Source organism: Microcoleus sp. T2B6, assembly GCF_036700475.1.
Taxonomy (GTDB): domain Bacteria; phylum Cyanobacteriota; class Cyanobacteriia; order Cyanobacteriales; family Microcoleaceae; genus Microcoleus.
Genome location: NZ_JAUBOZ010000019.1, coordinates 38,952 through 59,312, shown reverse-complemented (window position 1 = coordinate 59,312; position 20,361 = coordinate 38,952). Strand labels below are relative to the sequence as shown.

14 protein-coding genes and 2 pseudogenes are annotated in these 20,361 nt (G+C 45.4%); 7 read left to right on the top strand and 9 right to left on the bottom strand.

The window, feature by feature from the left end; translation table 11 throughout:
* Positions 1 to 8 precede the first annotated feature (8 nt).
* On the top strand, positions 9 to 1,301 hold the full coding sequence (locus QUA00_RS11270; protein WP_333306059.1) for a glycosyltransferase family 39 protein: 1,293 nt from the start codon (positions 9 to 11) through the stop codon (positions 1,299 to 1,301).
* A 75-nt stretch (positions 1,302 to 1,376) separates the two neighbouring features.
* Here the strand turns inward: QUA00_RS11270 and QUA00_RS11265 are convergent, their stop codons facing one another.
* The gene (locus QUA00_RS11265; protein ID WP_333145002.1) at positions 1,377 to 1,655 is read right to left on the bottom strand and encodes a hypothetical protein; all 279 of its coding nucleotides are present in this window, start codon (positions 1,653 to 1,655) and stop codon (positions 1,377 to 1,379) included.
* A 126-nt stretch (positions 1,656 to 1,781) separates the two neighbouring features.
* Between QUA00_RS11265 and QUA00_RS11260 the strand changes: the two genes are divergently transcribed.
* The 4 genes from QUA00_RS11260 to QUA00_RS11245 all read left to right on the top strand — a co-directional run bounded on the left by QUA00_RS11260 (position 1,782) and on the right by QUA00_RS11245 (position 8,926).
* Positions 1,782 to 1,994: a hypothetical protein gene (locus QUA00_RS11260; RefSeq protein WP_333145001.1), complete on the top strand. Its 213-nt coding sequence runs from the start codon at positions 1,782 to 1,784 to the stop codon at positions 1,992 to 1,994.
* A gap of 3 nt (positions 1,995 to 1,997) precedes the next feature.
* Positions 1,998 to 2,882 (top strand): hypothetical protein, encoded by an 885-nt coding sequence (locus QUA00_RS11255; protein ID WP_333145000.1) that lies wholly within the window; start codon positions 1,998 to 2,000, stop codon positions 2,880 to 2,882.
* 294 nt (positions 2,883 to 3,176) lie between these two features.
* Positions 3,177 to 3,431, top strand: a complete 255-nt coding sequence (locus QUA00_RS11250) for a hypothetical protein (protein WP_333144999.1) — start codon at positions 3,177 to 3,179, stop codon at positions 3,429 to 3,431.
* Positions 3,431 to 8,926 (top strand): response regulator, encoded by a 5,496-nt coding sequence (locus tag QUA00_RS11245; RefSeq protein ID WP_333409645.1) that lies wholly within the window; start codon positions 3,431 to 3,433, stop codon positions 8,924 to 8,926. Before QUA00_RS11250 ends, QUA00_RS11245 begins: the two co-directional genes overlap by 1 nt.
* A gap of 48 nt (positions 8,927 to 8,974) precedes the next feature.
* On the opposite strand, the pseudogene QUA00_RS11240 reads toward QUA00_RS11245, so the two are convergent.
* From QUA00_RS11240 to QUA00_RS11210, 7 genes and pseudogenes are all read right to left on the bottom strand, one after another.
* A pseudogene (locus QUA00_RS11240) lies at positions 8,975 to 10,156 on the bottom strand (RNA-guided endonuclease InsQ/TnpB family protein).
* Positions 10,157 to 10,519: 363 nt separating this feature from the next.
* The gene (locus tag QUA00_RS11235) at positions 10,520 to 11,227 is read right to left on the bottom strand and encodes an ABC transporter ATP-binding protein (RefSeq protein ID WP_006631855.1); all 708 of its coding nucleotides are present in this window, start codon (positions 11,225 to 11,227) and stop codon (positions 10,520 to 10,522) included.
* 61 nt (positions 11,228 to 11,288) lie between these two features.
* Positions 11,289 to 12,068 (bottom strand): ABC transporter ATP-binding protein, encoded by a 780-nt coding sequence (locus QUA00_RS11230; RefSeq protein WP_333409644.1) that lies wholly within the window; start codon positions 12,066 to 12,068, stop codon positions 11,289 to 11,291.
* A gap of 96 nt (positions 12,069 to 12,164) precedes the next feature.
* On the bottom strand, positions 12,165 to 12,725 hold the full coding sequence (locus QUA00_RS11225; RefSeq protein ID WP_333409643.1) for a hypothetical protein: 561 nt from the start codon (positions 12,723 to 12,725) through the stop codon (positions 12,165 to 12,167).
* 11 nt (positions 12,726 to 12,736) lie between these two features.
* Entirely contained in the window at positions 12,737 to 13,504 is a 768-nt protein-coding gene (locus QUA00_RS11220; RefSeq protein ID WP_333409642.1) for a hypothetical protein, read from the bottom strand.
* A gap of 200 nt (positions 13,505 to 13,704) precedes the next feature.
* On the bottom strand, positions 13,705 to 14,541 hold the full coding sequence (locus tag QUA00_RS11215) for a class I SAM-dependent methyltransferase (protein ID WP_333409641.1): 837 nt from the start codon (positions 14,539 to 14,541) through the stop codon (positions 13,705 to 13,707).
* Positions 14,542 to 14,813: 272 nt separating this feature from the next.
* Positions 14,814 to 16,379 (bottom strand): ABC transporter permease subunit, encoded by a 1,566-nt coding sequence (locus QUA00_RS11210; protein WP_333409640.1) that lies wholly within the window; start codon positions 16,377 to 16,379, stop codon positions 14,814 to 14,816.
* A 251-nt stretch (positions 16,380 to 16,630) separates the two neighbouring features.
* Here QUA00_RS11210 and QUA00_RS11205 point away from each other — a divergent pair, with 251 nt between their 5' ends.
* Together QUA00_RS11205 and QUA00_RS11200 are read left to right on the top strand one after the other, a co-directional pair.
* A complete protein-coding gene (locus QUA00_RS11205; protein WP_333409639.1) occupies positions 16,631 to 17,203 on the top strand; it encodes a Uma2 family endonuclease in 573 nt (190 codons plus the stop codon).
* A gap of 794 nt (positions 17,204 to 17,997) precedes the next feature.
* Positions 17,998 to 19,620 (top strand): glycosyltransferase family 39 protein, encoded by a 1,623-nt coding sequence (locus QUA00_RS11200; RefSeq protein WP_333409638.1) that lies wholly within the window; start codon positions 17,998 to 18,000, stop codon positions 19,618 to 19,620.
* Positions 19,621 to 19,947: 327 nt separating this feature from the next.
* Here QUA00_RS11200 and QUA00_RS11195 read toward each other — a convergent pair.
* Positions 19,948 to 20,094, bottom strand: a pseudogene (locus tag QUA00_RS11195) (IS701 family transposase); the annotation flags it as partial.
* Positions 20,095 to 20,361 lie beyond the last annotated feature (267 nt).

The following is a 20,361-nucleotide window of genomic DNA, read 5'->3' as shown; positions in this document are numbered from 1 at the left end:
CAGTTTTTATGACACCAGACATCTTGGCAGCGCAGCAGCAAAGAAATCACCGCATAATTGTCTCGGCCCTCATTTGTCTGACGCTGCTGGGACTGGCATTGCGCCTTTATTTGGCGTGGCGCACCAACCAAACTCTCCCCGATACCACCGCCCGTCTCAGAGGCGACGAACCGGGCTATGAACGTTTCGCATACGATCTGCTGAACGGTTATTTTTTTGAGAGGCCAGGCAGGACGCCTGTTTATCCCTTTTTTATAGCTGGATGCTATGCAATTTTTGGTCGTTCTCCCGCATCTGTAGTCTACGTACAAGCTTTTTTGGGGGCGACAATCATCCCGCTAACTTTTATCCTGGCACGGCGTTTTACTGGCCCTCAAAGTTCCTTAGTAGCGGCTGGATTAGTTGCGATAAATCCCTCCCTCATTCATCATGTCAGCCGGCTGCAAACAGAGGTTTTATACACGCCTTTAATACTTTTAACAGTGCTGGGCCTGTTGCGGGCATTGGAACAGCCGCAGTGGCAAAATTTTTCATTAGCAGGTGCGCTGTTGGCAATTACGAATCTTTGTCGCCCGACAGGGATGTTGCTTCCAGCAATTGTGCCACTATTGATGCCGCGCCAATGGCATTTTAAGCGCAAGATTGCTTTGTTTCTTGCTTATTTGGGCGCAATTATCATCATTACTGCACCTTGGACTTACCACAATTATCGAACGCACAAAACTTTTTTGATTTACAGCGTTTCTACGGCGCTGCTGTGGCAAGGAAGTCCAGAGTTTTATCATTTGGCTTATGAAAAACTGCCAAAACGCCATATTGTTCAGATTTGGGAGGAAGAACTAAATCCGGCTCGGAATGGGGGACACAATGCTTTTACAATTGAGGGCGATCGCTATTTTACCAAACGGGCGATCGCTTCCATCCTCCGCGAGCCTGCTGTCTATCTCTGGTATTGTGTGCAAAAGGCAGTTTTTTTCTGGTTGGGAAACCCTATAAGTGACTTGCCTTATCAGGATCTGTTTAATGTGAAGGCAATGCGGCTATTCTTTTCGCCGCCACGGATAGTCGGCATTTTAGCGGTGCGAAATTTGCCTGTATTTGCTGCTTTGGGCATGATAGTTTTGCGGCATCGCTGGCGGGAGTTTTTGCCGCTGTTGCTAGTCTGTGCCTATTTTACTGTGATTCATGCGCTCACTTATGCAGAAGTTCGCTACAGCCAGCCGCTGCACCCGATTTTGGCGGTCGTAATTGCTACGGCGGCGGGGGAACTTCAGCGTCGCTTGAAGTTAATTAGTCAGTAGGTATTAGGCAGTTTGTCATGAGTGATTAACCCAGTGTTCTCAAAAAGAATTATTCGGAATTTTACCATCGCCATTTTAATCGCCCTCAGCCTTGAGTTGTACAGCCCAACGGCAATTTTTGTTCAAAACATCGAAACAATTAAAATTTCCGGCAATGCTGCGGGTGTCAGCACTCGCTACATCGGTGCCGTCTAGGGCAATATCAATTTCGACATCCAAGATTTGCCAGATTTGGGAATTAATACCTACCGCATTTACGGCGGGATGTCTCGATGGGAATCTGAAAATGATGGTAAATACGGCTGGCCCGAAATATCCCAAGTTAAGCTGTTGTGCATTTAAATTGAATGTCAAAAAATAATCTAAGCTTTGTGGGGAGTAGGGGTTGGGCCAGAAAGCCCGCCCTGAATATGCAATTTAAATGCGTGACAGCTTAAGACAAATCCAAATATAATTAATTGGGCGCATTGGGATCAGATTATGACTCATCCGCCCCAGGGTAGCGATTATTGGTGGTCGGGAAAACCTGGTAAAGTTGGGCGCAATGCCAAAACTATTTTTAATAGTCTCAAACAAGCAAATATTGGCTCGGTTGTGAGTATTCGGAATGTTGATAATAGCTGGAATCCGAGTTGGGCGCTGCAACTGAATCCGCCACGCACAAAAGAAGATTGGAACGAGTGGTGGGAATAGGTTTTGGCTAAAGTTTATTGGCTGAATGTTCGCAATGATTACCGCGTTGATGATTGGGAAATTCACAACGAACCGGACAATCGCGATCGGGGTTGGGGCGGGACTAGGGCTGACTATTTTGAATTGGTTAAGGTGGCAAAAGATGCGATCGACTTTGTTTATAAAACTTATTTGCCCGATCGCACTTACCGCATCCACGGCCCGAAAACCATAGGCGGCAGCAATTGGCCGGCTAGTGCTTTGCAAGAAATACCGAATTATTTCGATACAGTCAATGTCCACAACTACGATGCAGATATTTCTAACTACACCCGCAAAGTTCGCGGCTGGATGAACGGTACTGTCCGCGCTAACTCGCAGCTTTGGGTAGGAGAATGGGGAACTTACAACATGAGCTACGGCGATTTATCTTTAGCTTTAAATTTGATTAAGAATTTGATTCGAGGTTCTCAACCGGGGGATAATTATATTGACGGCAGTCACATATTCTGTTTGTACGACTGGGGCAAGCCTGCAGGGGCGGAAGGTTTGCTAGGGGACGGGGGAAAACGGCGCGCAGGCTACTATGCTTTGCGGATGGGAATTAGGGCTTTGCAGGGCGGGAAAGCTACCTTTTTTCCTATCACTAATAGTTCGGATTTAATGGCAGTTGCAACTCTTGATGCTAGCAAGAATGTTTACTTGCTGGTTGTCAACGATCGAGCAACATCTTACACTGTTAAGGCTGATATTTCGGAGCTGATAAAAACTGGTAATGGCACGGTGCGGGAGTTCAGTTCTAAAACAATGGATGAGGTTGTTGGTAGTTTAAGGCTCAAGGGCGGCAATGCGAGTTTTGCACTGGCGGGGAACAGCGCTATTCTCATCAAGTTCGATCGCCAGAATTGAAGCTCAAATCCTCTGGGTCATAATTGGGATAAGATAGAATTAGTTATGCTCAGAATTATTTATTTTCTGCCTGTTTGGCCCTGGAGCCCTGGAACCCTTGAACCCTCGAACCCCTAATTGCACAGTTGCAATACCTAAATGTCATGTTGTGATTCCCCTCCTGTCGCTGGTAAATTGGTAGCGTGCAGGTATCTTGCCTCAAACAGAATGCGAGCGAGAATTCGGTTGAGGGCGAGAAAGTAGGGTGCAGTCTAGACAATCGCAGAAATTCTTGCTCGTAAACCCGCAGCAGTTATGCTAAGCGAGGAATTGCCCGCCAGCCTTCATGTCCGCCCTCTGGCAGATAGCATTGGTTCTGAAAGTCAGAAGCCGTCAATTATCAGGATATGGCACGGAATTAATTTTAAATGCCAAGATGCTGGAAGTATGGGTGAGTCTCATCGTACAGAAACTTTGAGGGCGCTGGGAAATCTCGCGGGTAAAGCCTCTCAATCAACCTGCTGCTCGCGATCGGGTTTTTCCAACAAATATCACTTTTATGCCCCCTGATGTTTATTCCCTCCCTCAGTCAGGTCATCAACCGCAATCCCCTCACCGTCACCCCTGAGACGCCCATAGAAAAGGCGATCGAGCTGATGAGTAGCACAGGAGCCAGTTACGTCCTCGTGGTAGAACCGCGCGGGAATTCTCAATTCGGAAATCTCACGAACGGGACTTCCCCACAATTGCGGGAACAGTCGGGTTTCTACAACGGCATACCGCGTGCGGTACACGCAGGAGGCAACGGGCGGCCTCTCAACGGCTCAAAAGCTCCCTATGCGGGCGGCCAGACAGTGCTGGGGATTTTTACAACGCGAGATGTCGTACAGCTAAATTCGATCGGCGCTGCTTTGAGCGGATTTGCGATCGAGCAAATCATGATCAGAACCGTAACTGTAGCCCGAGAATCGGAAATTCCCGACTTTTTTGCCTTAGCAAATCTGCTGGATAAAAATCAGATCAGCCATTTGCCCGTCGTCAGCGAGGCTGAAGAACTTGTCGGTTTAATTAGCTCTCAAAGCTTGGTGCTTTTGTTGCAGGGAATTGGGGGATCGACACCAAAAGCAATTAGCAGCGCTTCGCCACCTGCGGCTTTCGCGTTCCCTCCGCCGCTGCCAATTGTGCATCAGAAAGTAGAGCTACCCGCAAGTTTAATTAAACTTTATCAAATCCCTCAAATAGCAGGCTCACGAATAATTCACGCTCCTGCTAATTCTTCGGTTCGCTATTTGGCGCAACTGATGTTTAGACACAATGTTAGTTATGTATTAATCACTGAAACCCCCGATCAACACTCGACTGGTGGGGCTCACAATTCCAAATTTACAAATCCCAACATTCACAAACTGGTTGGGGTGGTAAGTTCGCGGGATATCGTGCAGTTGCAGGCGCTGGGAAGAGACTCTAACAAAATTAGAGCGGGAGCAATTTGCAGCAGTTCGCCGCCGCTGGTGCGATCGCACTCTAGCCTCGAAGCAGCCGTCGCGCTGCTGCAAAAACACTACTGCCAGTTGCCTTTATTAGTCATCAACGAAACAAATCACCCGATCGGGATTATCAATCCTAAAACTATCCTTTTACAAGCGCTGGATTCAAAATCTCTGCATTCTGGCTTAATCGCTTTGCAGCGCCAGCTAGAATCTAGCAACGCTCAATACAAAAAACTCTCAGCAGAAATACACCGGACAGCAGCAAATAGCCACGAGATGGCTGAAATTTCTCACCACAGTTTCGTAGAGCGGCCAAATCTCCCCCCTGCCGTCAACAATCAGGGGATTTGGGACTGGAATCTCGAAACAGATGAGTTTTTTTATTCGGCGCGCTGGCAAGAAATGCTGGGCTACCAAGAAGGGGAAATCTCGAATCGCCGATCGGAATGGTGGAGTCGCATCCACCGAGATGATATTGACTCGGTAAAGGCAGCTTTAGAAGAACACTTCGCCCAAAAGACACCGGATTTTGCAGCAGAATATCGGATGTACTGTAAAGACGGCAGCACTGTCTGGGTGCTGAACCGAGGTCAAGTTTTACGCAGCGTTACTGGCAAACCGCTGCGGGTAGTAGGAACTCATACAGATATTACTCTAAACAAGCAGTTTGAAGTCAAAAACCGGGAGCAGGATCGAGAACAATTCCATCTATTTGACTCTTTGAAAGCAACAGTAATTTTTCACATAGATGCGGCGGGGGTTTGGAAATTCCTCAACCGCGCTTGGACGGAAATTACGAATTATGCGGTTTCCGAAAGTTTGCAAACTAATTTTTTAGAGTGGGTGCATCCAGATGAGCGCGAGCAATGTGCAAATTTATTGGAGTCTTTGCTGTCCGGGAAGTCGGAATTTGAACGGCGAGAACTGCGATTTAAGTCCAAGTCGGTTTCGGAGAAAAACTCCTTGGGAATTCACAGTAATTCCGGCTTTGTTTCCGTGGAACTATTTGCCCAAGTCCGCCGCAATTCCCAAGGCGAAATAGCGGGAATTTTCGGGACTTTGCACGATGTCTACAACCGCCTCGAAGGAGTTGAGGAACTGCGGGAAAGCGAGCGGGCAATTCGATCGCTCTACGAGGTAATGGTGAGCTCGGAAGGCTCTTTTGACGAGCGAACGATGCGGTTGCTGGCAATGGGCTGTAGTCAGTTTGGGATGGATATCGGGCTGGTGGGCAGGGTTTTGGGCGATCGCTACGAAGTGATTTCGGCTTATGTACCGGAAGATTTTCCCTTTGGATTTGCTAAAGGAGACGGTTTTGCTTTGAGCAGAACCTTTGAGCGAGAGGTTTTGCGATCGAGCGAACCTATTTCTGTCGAATCAGCCGGCACTACTCAGTGGCGCAACCACCCCGCCTACAGCGTCCGCAAGTTGGAGGCTTTTGTGGGGACGAGGGTAATAGTGCAAGGGCGAGTTTATGGTACTTTGAGCTTTACTTCCCGCACCACTAAATCTCCTTTTAAACCGCTGAATTTTGAAATTTTAAAGTTGATGGGCAATTACATCGGCGCAGAAATTGCCCGCGAAGAGCGAGAGCGAACTTTGCAACGTCAGTACCAGCGCGTTTTACTACTCAAACAAATTACTCAAAAAGTGCGATCGACCTTAGACACTCAAGAAATTTTTCAAACTACCGCCACCCAAATCGGCCGCGTATTTGGTGTCAATCGCTGTACAATTCACACCTATCTTTCCGAACCTTATCCCCATCTTCCTTGCGTCGCGGAATACTTAGAACCCGGTCACGAATCGGCTTTAGATTTAGAACTTTCTGTCACTTATAACCCCTACACAGAAAAACTCCTCGCTGAAGATATAGCCCTGGCATCTCCCGATGTGTTTGCCGATCCTTTGCTGGAATCTTCGGGGCCGATGTGCCGCCGCATCGGATTAAAATCTATGTTGTCTGTTCGCACTTCCTATCAAGGAGAACCGAATGGAATTATTACTTTGCACCAGTGCGATGCAACTCGCCAGTGGACTCCCGACGAAATTGAACTGTTAGAAGATGTTGCCGCGCAAGTCGGAATTACCTTAGCTCAAGCACAACTTTTAGAAACGGAAGTTCAGCGACAGCGACAGTTAGCCGAGCAAAATGAAGCTTTGGAGCAAGCGCGACAAGCGGCGGAAGTTGCTAACAGAGCTAAGAGCGAATTTTTAGCGACTATGAGTCACGAAATCCGCACTCCGATGAATGCGGTCATCGGGATGACTGGCTTGCTGCTGGATATGGAACTAACTCCTGAACAGCGGGATTTTGTGGAGACAATTCGTACCAGCGGCGATGCTTTGCTGACTATTATTAACGATATTCTCGACTTCTCCAAGATTGAATCGGGAAAATTGGATTTGGAACGCAGCCCCTTCGAGCTGCAAAACTGTATAGAAGAATCTCTGGAATTACTGGCTCCGAGAGCCTCAGAAAAAGGTTTAGAGCTGGCTTACTTTATTGATGATTCTGTTCCGAAAAACATTTTAGGAGATGTCACGAGGCTGCGCCAAATTTTGGTAAATCTGCTGGGCAATGCAGTTAAGTTTACAGAATCGGGAGAAATTGTGGTGTGCTGTACGGCTAGGGAAATTGAACCGGTAGCTGCTAACAGTTCGCCCGATAAAATTAATATTCTAGCGCCACAACTGCTAGTAATTAACCAGGGAGAGTTGGCACGTAGCAAACAATACGAGATTCAATTTGCTGTCCAAGATACGGGAATTGGCATTCCGCCAGACCGGATGGATCGCCTGTTTAAAGCTTTTTCGCAGGTGGATGCTTCGACAACGCGACATTACGGCGGGACGGGTTTGGGACTGGCTATTAGCCAGCGTTTGAGCGATATGATGGGCGGTACAATGTGGGTTGTCAGCCAGGTAAGTCCGGGAAGTTCTAAGTCTCAACCGGGAGTTTCTGCGATCGGACAAAGTATCGCTGGAAGGTCGCCTGCAGAATTTACTTCGCCGTCGATATCGGGTTCGGGTTCGATTTTTTATTTCACGGTGACTGCTGAAGCCAATGACATCCGGGCTGAGGAAAGAAGACCCGAATTCGCCGCTGGTAAGCGCTTGTTAATTGTTGAGCATCATGCCATTAATCGGCAAGTTTTGATCCGTCAGGCAGAGTCTTGGGGAATGATACCCGTGGCTGTAACTTCCGGTGCTGAGGCTTTGGAAATCATCAAAGGAAACTCGCCGCTCGATTTAGCTATTTTGGCGATGAATCTACCAGATATGGACGGTGTGGCTTTGGCTGTGGAGATTCGGAAATTTGAGCTGAGCAATTTGTCCGGCGACGAGGGTCTAAATCCGAATGTCATCAAAGTTCAAAACCCTCGCAAAATAGCACTACCTTTGGTGCTGTTTACTTATTTAAGTAAGGCGGAAGTTTGGAAAAAACTTGAAACTACAGAAGTACATTTTTCGGCTTTTTTAACTAAGCCTTTAAAACAGTCCCAGTTTTATAATGTGTTGCTGCAAGTTTTTGGATATGTTACTGGCAGAAGCGGCAGGGGAGAAGCTTCAAATGTGGTGACTTTGACTTCGGGATTGAAGTATTTTGAAAATTCTCAAGAACAACACCGCGTGCAGCGGACGCCTGCTGTTTTGAGGCAGGTGGCGGCGAATTCTGCCGGACAGGATGGAACTAATTCTAGTCAGATTCGGATTTTGCTGGCTGAGGACAATGTGGTAAATCAAAAAGTCGCTACGCATTTACTCGACAGGATAGGATATCGGGCTGATATTGCGGCTAATGGGTTGGAGGTTTTGGAGGCCCTGAAGCGGCAATCTTACGATGTTGTGCTGATGGATGTGCAGATGCCGAATATGGATGGGTTGGAAGCGACGCGCCGCATTTGTCAGGAATGGCCGGCTAACAAGAAGCCGAGAATTATTGCGATGACTGCTAATGCGATGCAGGGCGATCGCGAAAAGTGTCTGGAAGCAGGTATGGACGATTATATTACTAAGCCGGTACGCCGAGAAGAGTTGGCGATCGCCTTGAGCAAGTGTTCACCTCTGATTCGGGATGAATTGGATGCGGTAACAGAGGAAAACAATCAAGATATTTCTGATGACATTGACAGTGATACTGCGGCATCTTCGAGCGTTCAACCGGGAGCCGATTCGCCGATTGATTTTCATATTTTGCAAAATCTCCGCGAGCTAGATGATGATGAAGACCCCGATTTTTTGGGGGAGCTGATTAAGATATATTTGGTTGACGCACCGCAACATTTAGAAACTATTAAGGAGGCTATTTTTCTGGGCGATGCTGATAGTTTGAAGCTGGCTTCTCACACGCTGAAGTCGAGCAGCGCCAATTTAGGAGCCGTGTCTTTTTCTGCTGTTTGCAAGGAGTTGGAGTATATGGGTCGCGCGGCGGTTGAGTCTGGAGGGGAACAGGTTTTTGATGTGAGTACGGCGCGCGATCGCCTGTTGCAAGCCCAAGCGGAGTGGGAAAAGGTGCGGGCGGCTTTTGAGACGGAATTGGAAACGGGGAAGTTGCGATCGCAAATAGGTTGACACTCCCTGACATGAAGGCGCAGGGATTCTTGGATCATCCAGTCGAACTTATCTCTGTTTTGTCACCACCAGCGAGTAGAGATCGGTCTGTCCCCCAGCGTGAATTCCGGTGTGCCCCACCGTATTTAAATTGATTCCTGCCTGCTTCAAACCCTTTACCAAAATGTTTTTTCCGGCATTGTGATCACGATCTAACACCGCACCACAACTACAAATATGGGTTCGAGTTGACAGAGTTTTCTTGACTAGGTTTCCACAATTTGAACAATCCTGGGAAGTGTACTGAGGTGGAACAGCAATTACTGTTTTGCTGTACACTTTTCCAAAATATTCCAACCATTGAGCAAACAATGACCACGCCACATCGCTAATTGATTTAGCGAGCTTGTGGTTTTTAACCATGTTCCGCACCTGAAGTTCGACCTAGGCTACGAAATCGTTAGATTTCACCGCGCACAATGCCGTCTTTATGGCGAAGTCTTTACGCTGCCGACTAACCTTTAGGTGCTTTCTTCCTAACTTGTTGAGCGCTTTTTTCCGGTTTCTGGAACCTTTCTTTTTCCGAGAAACTCGCTGATGCAATCTCTTCAAAGCTTTTTCACTTTTTCTGAGATACCGAGGATTAGGAACTGTTTCACCGTCGCTGTCAGTATAGAAGTGGTTTAACCCGACATCTATGCCAATAAATTTACCAGTAGAAACGGGTTCCTCTTTTCGTTCAACGTTGATGCAGAATTGGGCGTAGTATCCGTCGGCACGACGCACAACCCTGATTCGTTTAATCTCATCGGGCGCATAGAAATGCAAATCCCGACTGCCGATTAACTTAAATCTCCCAGCAGCAAAACCGTCCTTAAATGTTAGACTTCTTTTGTCGGTAGAAAGCGCCCAACCGGATTGCTTGTACTCAACGGAACGAGTATGTTTCTTGTACTGTGGATATCCCTTTTTTCCGGGTTTTTTCCTTTTGCAATTAGCAAAGAAACGTTGGATAGCAAAAATGGCACGTTCCGCTGAAGCTTGACGTGCCGTCGAATTAAGCTTGCCCGCCCATTCAAACTCTTTTGCCATAACCGCGCATTGTTTGTACAGGTCTACTAGCTTAATCCCTTGATTGTCTACCCAATGTCTAAGAGTTTTATTTCGGACAAATTGAGCCGTCCGAATCATGTCGTCTATGATTCGATATTGTTCCGCTTTGCCCTTCAACTTAAACTCTAAAACTATCATTGGAATAGTCTCTCACTTTTGCTATAACTTTTACTTACAAGTCTGTATATTTAATAATTCTTCATATTACTTATAATTAAAGCCGTCCTATAAGGACGGGGCTTTAGACCCAGTTTCTTGGTAAGAGGTTATTTGTTATTTGTTATTTTCTATTTGTTGGTTGTTATTGGTTATTTGTCAGTTTCAATAACCAATAACCAGTGCCCCATGCCCCATGCCCCATGCCCCATGCCCCATTCCCAATGCCCCATGCCCCATGCCCCATTCCCAATGCCCCATGCCCCATTCCCCATGCCCCATTCCCATGCCCCATGCCCCATGCCCCATGCCCAATGCCCCATGCCCAATGCCCCATGCCCCTATTTAACTTTCACCTAAATACGCTTTGCGAACAGTTTCATTTGACTGCAAATCGCTAGCCGTACCAGCAACTACAACCTGACCGGTTTGGATGACATAGCCGCGGTGGGCTACACTTAAAGCCATGCGGGCGTTTTGTTCCACCAGTAAAATAGTTGTTCCTTCAGCATTAATATCACGGACGATCGCAAAAATTTGACTGACTAACATCGGTGCCAATCCCATACTCGGCTCGTCCAATAATAACAAGCGGGGGCGCGACATCAAAGCCCGGGCGATCGCCAACATTTGCTGTTCGCCGCCGCTGAGAGTTCCCCCTTTTTGACTAATTCTTTCTCGCAAACGAGGAAATAAATTTAATGCTTTTTCCATATCTGACTTGATACCGAGAGTATCGTTGCGGAGATAAGCACCCATTTCCAGGTTTTCTTGCACCGTCATGCGCGGAAAAATCAACCGCCCTTCGGGACTTTGAGAAATCCCCAAACGGACGATCGCCTCTGTAGATAGTGCTTCTAAAGGCTTTCCCTCAAATAATACAGTGCCTTGGCGCGGGCGTAGCAGTCCTTGAATCGTGCGGAGAGTGGTAGTTTTCCCCGCCCCGTTGCTGCCGATTAATGTCACAACTTCTCCCTGCGAGACTGTTAGCGATACTCCTTTGAGAGCGTGGATATTTCCGTAGTAGGTGTGAATGTCTTTGATTTCCAACATAATTGCTCTTTGTGGGCTATCTTTACCTAAATCTTAATCAAAATATGGAGATATTTACCCATTAACCATGTCCATCTTCTTCTTTTCCCAAATATGCCTCAATCACGCGGGGATCGGCGCGAACTTCTGCCGGAGTTCCCTCAGCAATTTTAGTACCGTACTCCATAACACTCACGCGATCACTAATTCCCATCACCACTTTCATATCATGTTCAATCAGCAAAATACTCAAATTCAACTCATCGCGAATTCGGTAAATAAAGCGAGTTAAATCAGCCGTTTCGTTCGGGTTCATCCCGGCAGTTGGTTCGTCCAAAAGCAACACTTTCGGATCGGAAGCCAAAGCCCGCGCAATTTCCAATCTACGCTGATCGCCGTAGGAAAGGTTTTTTGCCAACTCCGGCGCTTTAGCAACACCTAAACCGACAAAATCAAGCATAGCGAGCGCTTTTATTTTAGCTTCCCGCTCCTCCAGATTCGCAGCGGGAGGGCGGAGGATTGCACCCAACAAACCTGTTTTTAATCGGCAGTGTCTACCTACTAAAACATTATCCAGGACAGTCATGTTGTTAAACAAGCGGATATTTTGAAAAGTTCTAGCAATGCCGAAAGTTGTCAGGCGATCGGGCGGTAAACCCGTTATATTCTTCTGTTCTAGGAGCAACTGACCGCCACTCGGTTTGTAGATACCGGTCAGCATATTAAAAAAAGTAGTTTTGCCCGCACCGTTGGGGCCGATCAAACTGGCGATCGAGCCTTTTTCCAATGTTAAACTAACCTGATTGACCGCAGTCAAACCGCCGAATCGCATTGTAAGTTGCTGTGCTTGTAATAATGACATTTGGGTTGTATTTCCTGATATTAGTTAAGTTGTTAAAGAGTTGCCCTTTGAGTTTTAGGACAAAAACAGTGGAAAATTAAATGAGAGACAGTTCAGCTAAGGTTTAATATCTCTCCAGCGTCTAGCTTCAATGTGGTGCTGTTGTAGCAATCGGTTAAAGTCTTCGGTATCAGTTGTTGCAATGATTACGTCTATTCCTATTCTCTTAATAATGACGGCTTGAGCGGCTATGATTAAGTCTGCATCGTAGGCTACATAAGAATTATTGTGTGCAAAAGCCCATAACTCAGCCGCTTCTTGCATTACGTTGCCCTCTTCGCAAGTAACTGGAAAATATGCAACTCCTTTTTTTGTGATTAGCGCATCTAGCCTTTCAATAGCTTTAAGAGCTTTTTGTTTCTCTTCGAGTCCAGATTTGCGATCGCGGATTCGTCTGATATGCTCGCGCCTTGCTTCATAGTTTACGATTTCGGATATAGCTATAGAATATTCTTTATTTATTAGCGTCTCTAACCATTTATTGCATTCAATTGCTTCTAGAATCGATTCTTTAACTTCGCTTTTAGCATTTTGAGCCAACCTAGTTTTGCTTTGCTCAACATCGGGATGTATGAGTTTTCCGACGACACCCGTATCTAAAAAAATTAACGTACTCATGAATTAGGTTGCTAGTTGTCTGATAGCTTTTCAAGCTCATTAATGTACTCTTCACGCCAGGAACGCAGAGTTTTAAGGAGTTCTTCTTTATCATCTGTTTTTAGTGCATTGTTGGCTTCTTCATAGAGTGATTTATACGAAAATTTTTTGCGGTCGTGCCTATCAATTTCCCACAAAATTGCTTTGGCTGCATTTCTTATGGCTATAGCTTGGCTGGTGATTTCATCTGCTGGTCTTTTCTTGGCATAATCTTCAAATGTTTTATAGCTGATTAGTGTCTGAGCTAGACCTTTGCCTAATTCGCGACCTCTTTTGGTAAAGAAGCTTAGATGATTTTCTGCAATATCTAATAAATTGATGAGTCCTGCGTAAAACAATCCTAGTTGCTTTACTTCGTTGTCTTCAACAGATGCAGCAAGCGTATAAAATTTGGCAGACATCATTGTTCTAGATATTTTAGCCCAAAGTTGTACATTTTCTATGCCATCAACAGCTTCCTTCGGGGCAAAGTCTTTGTACTTTGTCTTAAATGCTTCGACGCTACGTTCAAGTTCTTCTAAGCTTTTATGTCTCTCAGAAGGATTGCTTTCTGATTCAATATGGAGATAAAGCTCGTAGATTGACAGCAGCTCTCTAAGACCCTCCTCTGATGCCAGAGCATCTTGAGATGGGAATGCTTTTTCTAAGGATTGTTGTATCGCTGCAAATTGTTCTCCAACTCCCTTAATTTCTTCGGTGTCATTGCTTTTTTCAATGATTTGTTTGGTCGCTAAAGTCATAGCTTTAAATAATTGGAGTGATTCGACCTTGGCCAGACGATACAGAGGAGGGCTAATCCTGCTGCCGTGACGGTCAAGCTGGTTAATTCCTAGTTTAGCCTACCTGAGACATTGGCAAATACTTTTGGAGGCATTCGGGTACAGCAAAGTGCGATCGCCTGCGCTCTGCGGTGCGCCAGCAGCCAATTGTGTCAGTTGAGTCAAATCTCTGGACTGACGTACCCTACTGCATTTTCTAGCGTACAAACAAAGTAGAACTTTAAAAGATTAGATTCTAGCGAACGGCCAGGGCGATATTGTGCGTGTAAATCGGCCGTCGAAAAGTTTTCAATAAGTTTGAAATGGAGTTCGTCAGCCAAAGTTGCAATCTTTTCAAACCCAGTAATCCACGGTGCATACATACTTTCGTATTTATCTATGTAATCATTGATATCTTGGTAGCCCGTCGTTCTCAAAATCACCTTTTCCGACATATAATCAAAGGACAATCGGAAATTATGAACATTGTCGCGAATTTGTTCTAACACAAATATTACATCTTTTTTGTCAAGCAAGGTAGTGTTTCCTTCCCACAAAAAATATGTCGATCGAGCGAAATCAAATTCACTCTGTTTCAGCAAGGATATTAAACCGTCTTTTATGTAATCGCCGGGGATGTAGCGAACATTGGCACTAATTTTGTTGGCTTTGAGAGTTTCTGCTTTTAATTGCAGTGTCGCGCGATCGTCTATTTCAAAATAAATCACTCCTTCTCCATTAATTCTAGCAGCGCGAGTATCCAAGCCTGAACCTAAAATAACTACTTGCTTACAACCTCCTAAAATTTGATTTGACAAAACATCATCAAAATATTTAGTCCGCAACTTAACCATTTCTTTAGCGGCGGGAGAGCTTTGAGCTATGTGGCTAGCTACTTTTTTTGTTTCCTCATTCAGCCATATTTTTACTACATGATCAGTATACAGAGGAATTGCCTCTTCGTTCTCTTCTGCTCTAAATTCCGCAACGATAAAAGCAGTACCAGTTACATTTTTCATGGCTAATCTTTCACCCTTACTAAGTAGTTGGTTACAAATAAACATTAGATGGGTACGGGGTTTTTACACCCCTAAACTCCCTTGTATCGGAGATGTTGCACCATTCTAAATAAGATTTTTATGAACAGGCAAGATGCCTGTTCCACAAAGAGTGAATTTTATTGTGGAACAGGCATTTTGCCTGTTCTTGAGAATGGTGCAAAATGTGAGTTGCATCCTAGATTCTTAGCTAAACCAGCCTACAAAATACTATGGTTTTTGCCCTTACCTACTTATTGACTTCTCGCATCGGCTAAAGACTCATTGCTCGCTTCAGCATCCGAATGAAGTTCAGCTTGGTGTATTTTATCAGGAATCAGTCCCTCCGGCCGCACGAGCATCATGACAACAAGAGTTAGGCCGAATAGAAATAAGCGCATTTGAATCGGGTCTAAACTGGTTGCCAGAAAGTCTCGCAACTGGGGAATTGCAATCCTGGGGAGTACAAAAGTATTCAGAAAACCCTTGAGGACTTGCGCTAATTGTGGCAGATAAAGCCGATCGGCAGACATGATAATGATAGCCCCCAAAATCACCCCGGTCATGTTGCCCAAACCGCCTAAAATCACCATACACAGGATGATTACCGACACCGAGAAATCGAAAACGCTGGGAAAAATTGCGCTGATATAGGCGGCGTAAAACGCGCCTGCAAAGCCCGAAAACGTCGCTCCCATCGCAAAAGCCGAAAGTTTGGTTTTGACCAGGTTAATCCCCATCGCACTCGCCGCTAATTCATCTTCGCGCATGGCATTCCACGCCCTCCCCAAGCGGGAATCTCGCAGCCGCGAAATCATGAAGTAAGCGAAGACAACTAACAGTAAAATTAGGTAGTACCAGGGAAAGTAGTTGCCGGTGCTGAAAGTGCCGACGATGGGGAGAGATGGTCGCCCGATCGGGTTTATTCCCGCTTCGCCGCCGGTGAGGTTAAAAGGTCGATCGCACCCAACCAGACACAGCACCAACTCGGGTTTACCCAACACAGCCGCAACAATCTTCGAGACTGGTTCGTCGATCCGAATCGCGGTTAAATTCCTAAAGACAACCGGGATAATTTCGCCAAAACCGAGGGTAACAATCGCCAAATAATCGCCCTTGAGCCGCAGTGTCGGAATACCCAGGATTACGCCCGCGATCGCAGCTACACCGGCCGCGATCGGCAATACCACCCAAAAGTTCCAAGCAATATTTAACTGTCCCGAAGATAGCAAAGCTGTCGTGTAAGCGCCGATCGCAAAAAACGCCGCATATCCCAAATCCAACAAACCCGCAAAACCCACAGTAATATTCAAACCCAGCGCCAACATAATAAAGATTTGAATCTGTACTACAGTAGCAATCCAGCCAGTCTGAGCCTGAATGTCGATAAACGGAAACAGAATTAGAATAAAAGCTAATGTCACCAGAGTTGCCAGTCGCTGGCGTTCCCCCTGCAAACCCTGCAAAGCACCCATTAACGTAGCTGTCAAAATTGCGATCGTCAAACTGCAAATCCCGTACAGCAGCGTCGTCGGCAAAGCAACAGCAGGTTGACCAGACAAAGGTCTAATCAAAACCCCTTCTACCACACTCGCAACTAACAGCCAAATTCCCAATCCCAATCCCGCTAAACTGCCGATCGCAGCACCCATTTTCGGGCTGTAAACCTTCTGATCCCGACAGCTCATAAAGCCCGCAGCAGTACCCATCAGCCAGCCGATCACGGTGCCGCTCCAACCGCCGAATAACAAAACCGTCAAAGAGGCGATCGCCCCTAAAATACCAGTCGATTTGATCGCATTAATTATTTTTTTTGACATAGGAAGAATGAAGGCACGACACGGATTTTGACACGGATACACGGATTAATTATCAGGCGTGAGGTATTCGTCAGAAGGAAGAAGGAAGAAAAAAATCATATTCTTCTCGCATCGACTGTTGGTTTTAGAAACTGGCGATCGGGCTAGCTACAGTTTAGAGTCTTTTGAGTTCGATTATTGCACCAAAAGTGACGAAACTTCAAATATACTGGAACTGTTACCCCAACACACTTCAAACGGGCGATCGCTATATGGTACAAGCACCTCAAAAAACTATCACCCTCGACGAGTTTTTGCAACTCGCAGAAACCAAACCCGCTAGCGAATACATCAAAGGTGCGATTTTACAAAAACCTATGCCACAAGGAAAACACAGCACAATTCAGGGAGAACTTATCACGAGGGTTAATGCAGCGGGCAAACCTCAGCGGATTGCTTGGGCATTTCCAGAACTTCGCTGCACCTTTGGCGGACGTTCTATTGTCCCCGATGTCGCGATTTTTGTTTGGAATCGCATTCCCCTAGACGCTGACGGCGAAATTGCCAATACATTTAATGCTCACCCAGACTGGACAATAGAAATTTTGTCCCCAGCCCAAAGCCAAACCAAAGTCACAAACAATATTTTGCACTGTTTGAATGCCGGTTGCCAGATGGGTTGGTTGCTCGATCCCGATGAAAAAAACATTTTAGCCTATCCCGCAAGGCAGCAGCCGATTTCCTTGCAAGAACCAACAGATATACTCCCGATGCCCAATTTTATGCCGGAAATGCAGTTGACTTTAGGCGAAGTTTTTGGCTGGCTCAAACCAGGGAATATTTAATTGGGCGTACAGTATTCCACTCAATTGAGAAGCGCTATCTTATACTTGGAAATAAAAAATCAATGTGGGCGATCGCCCCATTAAGTATTTTTGGCGTTGCTTAATCCAATACTCCGGACTGTTTTTGGAACGAGACTACAAGCTTACGCGGCGCAAGGATCATAAATAAAGTCCAATTAAATGCAACGAGCGGGGTGGATGTGACATTGATTTAATTATCCACAGGGGCTGCGAAGTCAACCGAGCATAAGCCATTGGGCTATAGCAATCCTAAATGATTATACTCGTTACCAGGAAGAGCCTGGTAAGGCATATCCGGAGGCTCTGCCTCCATTGGCGCAGCCGAGGCCGAGCCTCGCTTACATCGGTTCCCAGGCAAAGCTTGGAAGTTAACCAGTTATTGAAACTGATGCGAGGATTGCTATATATAAAAACTGTCCGGACTATTGTTAATCAGGGTATGAAAAAAATAAGTTGAAAATCCCTAAGCTTTGTGGATACAGGTTTCTATGATTTGCATATTTAGTCTTTCATACCGTAAATCAGCAACGCCGAATTTTCAAGCACAACTCCATATCAGACAATTAAAACAAGAATTAGGCAGGAGAGAACCTGCAACCTTTTGGGGGAACAGGCTGTGAAGGCTCCCCCTCTTTGCTGGTTAGCGTACTCCACTTGACCAAGATATCTTCCAAGGTGTAAAGTTAGTTAGCTAGCGCTGCCCTTGTCTAGGTTCCACTAGCTTACTGCGTAGCTTTACAGGTCAGATATTTTTTTATATCATCAGATATCAAATGAAAATTCCAATTTATAGGAACACCACTTATCTCCTGATATCAATTCTTGTAGTGGCAGCTATTTTGCGATTGATTAATATCAATCAGCCATTTATTGATAGCTTTAGTTGGCGGCAGTCAAGCACAGCCATGATGGCAGAAAATTTCTATCGCAGAAATTGGAATATCTTCTACCCTGAAGTTAGCTGGGATGGGCCTGGGCCTAGCTATAATGGACGGGAATTTCAAACAGTTACTTATATTACAGCCCTTCTCTATACTTTATTGGGACAGCATGATTGGGTGGGACGCAGCGTCGTTGTCCTGTTTAGCTTGTGGGGAATATTTGCCTTCTATCAGTTAGTTTCGCGTATTTGGGATCGGGATCGCGCTCTTATGAGTGCCGCAATTCTCGCAATTTTTCCAGGAAATATATATCTGGATCGGTCTTTCCTTCCCGACCCGGCAATGGTTGCATTGGTTATCACAAGTTTCTGGATGCTGATTGCTTACCTACAAACTGACCGCTGGTACTATTTATTACTTGCCACCCTCTTTGCAATTTGGGGCTTTTTAACCAAACTACCAGGTTTAATCATTGGCATTCCGATGCTCTATACAATATTGGTTGTCCTGGGTCATCGAGGATTACTGCGCCCGAAAAAGCTGATAGTAATTGGAGTAGCTGCTATTTCCATCCTCCTGCCAGTAATTGCCTATTATTTGTGGGCGAGACATCTTTCTCTCACCTATCCACCTTACCACTTTGCTGGCAGCGGGAACTGGCTTTGGGATAGTCAGTTACGTGAATGGTGGCAACAAAAATATTTCTTTCCTAAACTATATAATCATATTTATAACTGGCTTTGGACATATCCCATCATGCTCCTTGTTGCTATTGGTTTGTTCCTTCCTCCTCATTATAAACTTCCTACTCAGGAATCTGAGGAGCAGTCAAGTAATGTCGCTGTACCAGTACCAGGGATGTTTCATTGGTGGATACTTGCTTTTGCCATTTATTACTTCATTGGTGCTCAACAGCTCGTCTCAAATCCCTCTAACTTAAATATTGTCAACCCCGCCGCCGCCGCTCTAGCCGGAAATGGTTTGATAGCACTTGCTTCATTCGCCAAGCGAGTCGGAGGTTCATCTTCTGCAGTAGCACTCATAACGGCAATACTACTAATCATTTCTGGAATTAGTTATAAACAGTTAAAGACATCGTGCTATTATCCTTGGGCAAAAAATGGCTACGAACTAGGGATAGCTTTGCAGCAAATAACTCAACCAAGTGACCTTGTTATTACCATAGCTAATCGTGGAGGTGGCGATCCCGTCGCTATCTATTATAGTCAACGACGTGGCTGGGTTTTTCCTCCTCAGAGGTATCAAGGCAGCATTGGAAAAAATAGGGTTGGTTGGGAAGATAAAATAAAAGATGATACTTTAATTGTACTCTTGAAAGACCTGATTATCCAGGGAGCCGATTGGATGGGAATTGTTAAATATGACAATAATCAAATAGCAAAAGATAACCCAAAATTGGTTGCATACATTCAAAAAACATTGGAACTCTATCAGGAAACACCCAACTGGGTCATTTATCGAATTCCTCCCAAAATTAAAACAACCAAGCGCTAGAACCATTAGACTTTGGGGTCTTATTTGTCGGGAGTAGATTGTTGAGATGGCATGAGTGAGTGGGTCAATCCAAAATCTAAAATCTAAAATCTAAAATCGAATGACTTGCATTCCATGCCAACTCCCTCCGCAACGCTCGGCCCAACATTGACCATATAATCCAATTCAAAAACTACTATGGCGACGTATGGATAGCCCGTATTCAGTTAACCTACCCACCTATTTTTCAATTCCCATTGTCTTGATTTTTTGACCTTGAATCACAGCACAACTTTAAGCAATGGCTATCAATAATATCAAATTGCTGATCGGTTGACAACCCCGTCAGGGCGCGGCCGTTAAAAAATGGTGTAATTTGTGGTAAGTTACTCCGACGGCGTTTGCCACCATCTGCGAGAGGTTTTTTCGCTCCCGATATCCCAATAATCCGCCTAAATAGTTCCTAAACTCCCGTTTTTGGGCTTTACGATCAAAGATACAGCATATTCCATGTAGATGTAGATCGCGAGAAACCGGGTTTCGAGCAACAGAATCAGTAATGATGCTAGAACTCTAAAGAAACCCCGTGAGAGCGCGGTGTACTTCATAAACCGGGAATACGCTGTATCGTCAAATCTTTGACACCATTTATCAAAGCAGGGGGGCATCGCGGCGGGGGTCGTCTCTTTCATTGCTCATTCTTTAACGTTATATGCTTGCTCTTCAAGCATTAGAACTCATTTAGCTCGTATTTTTTGTTTA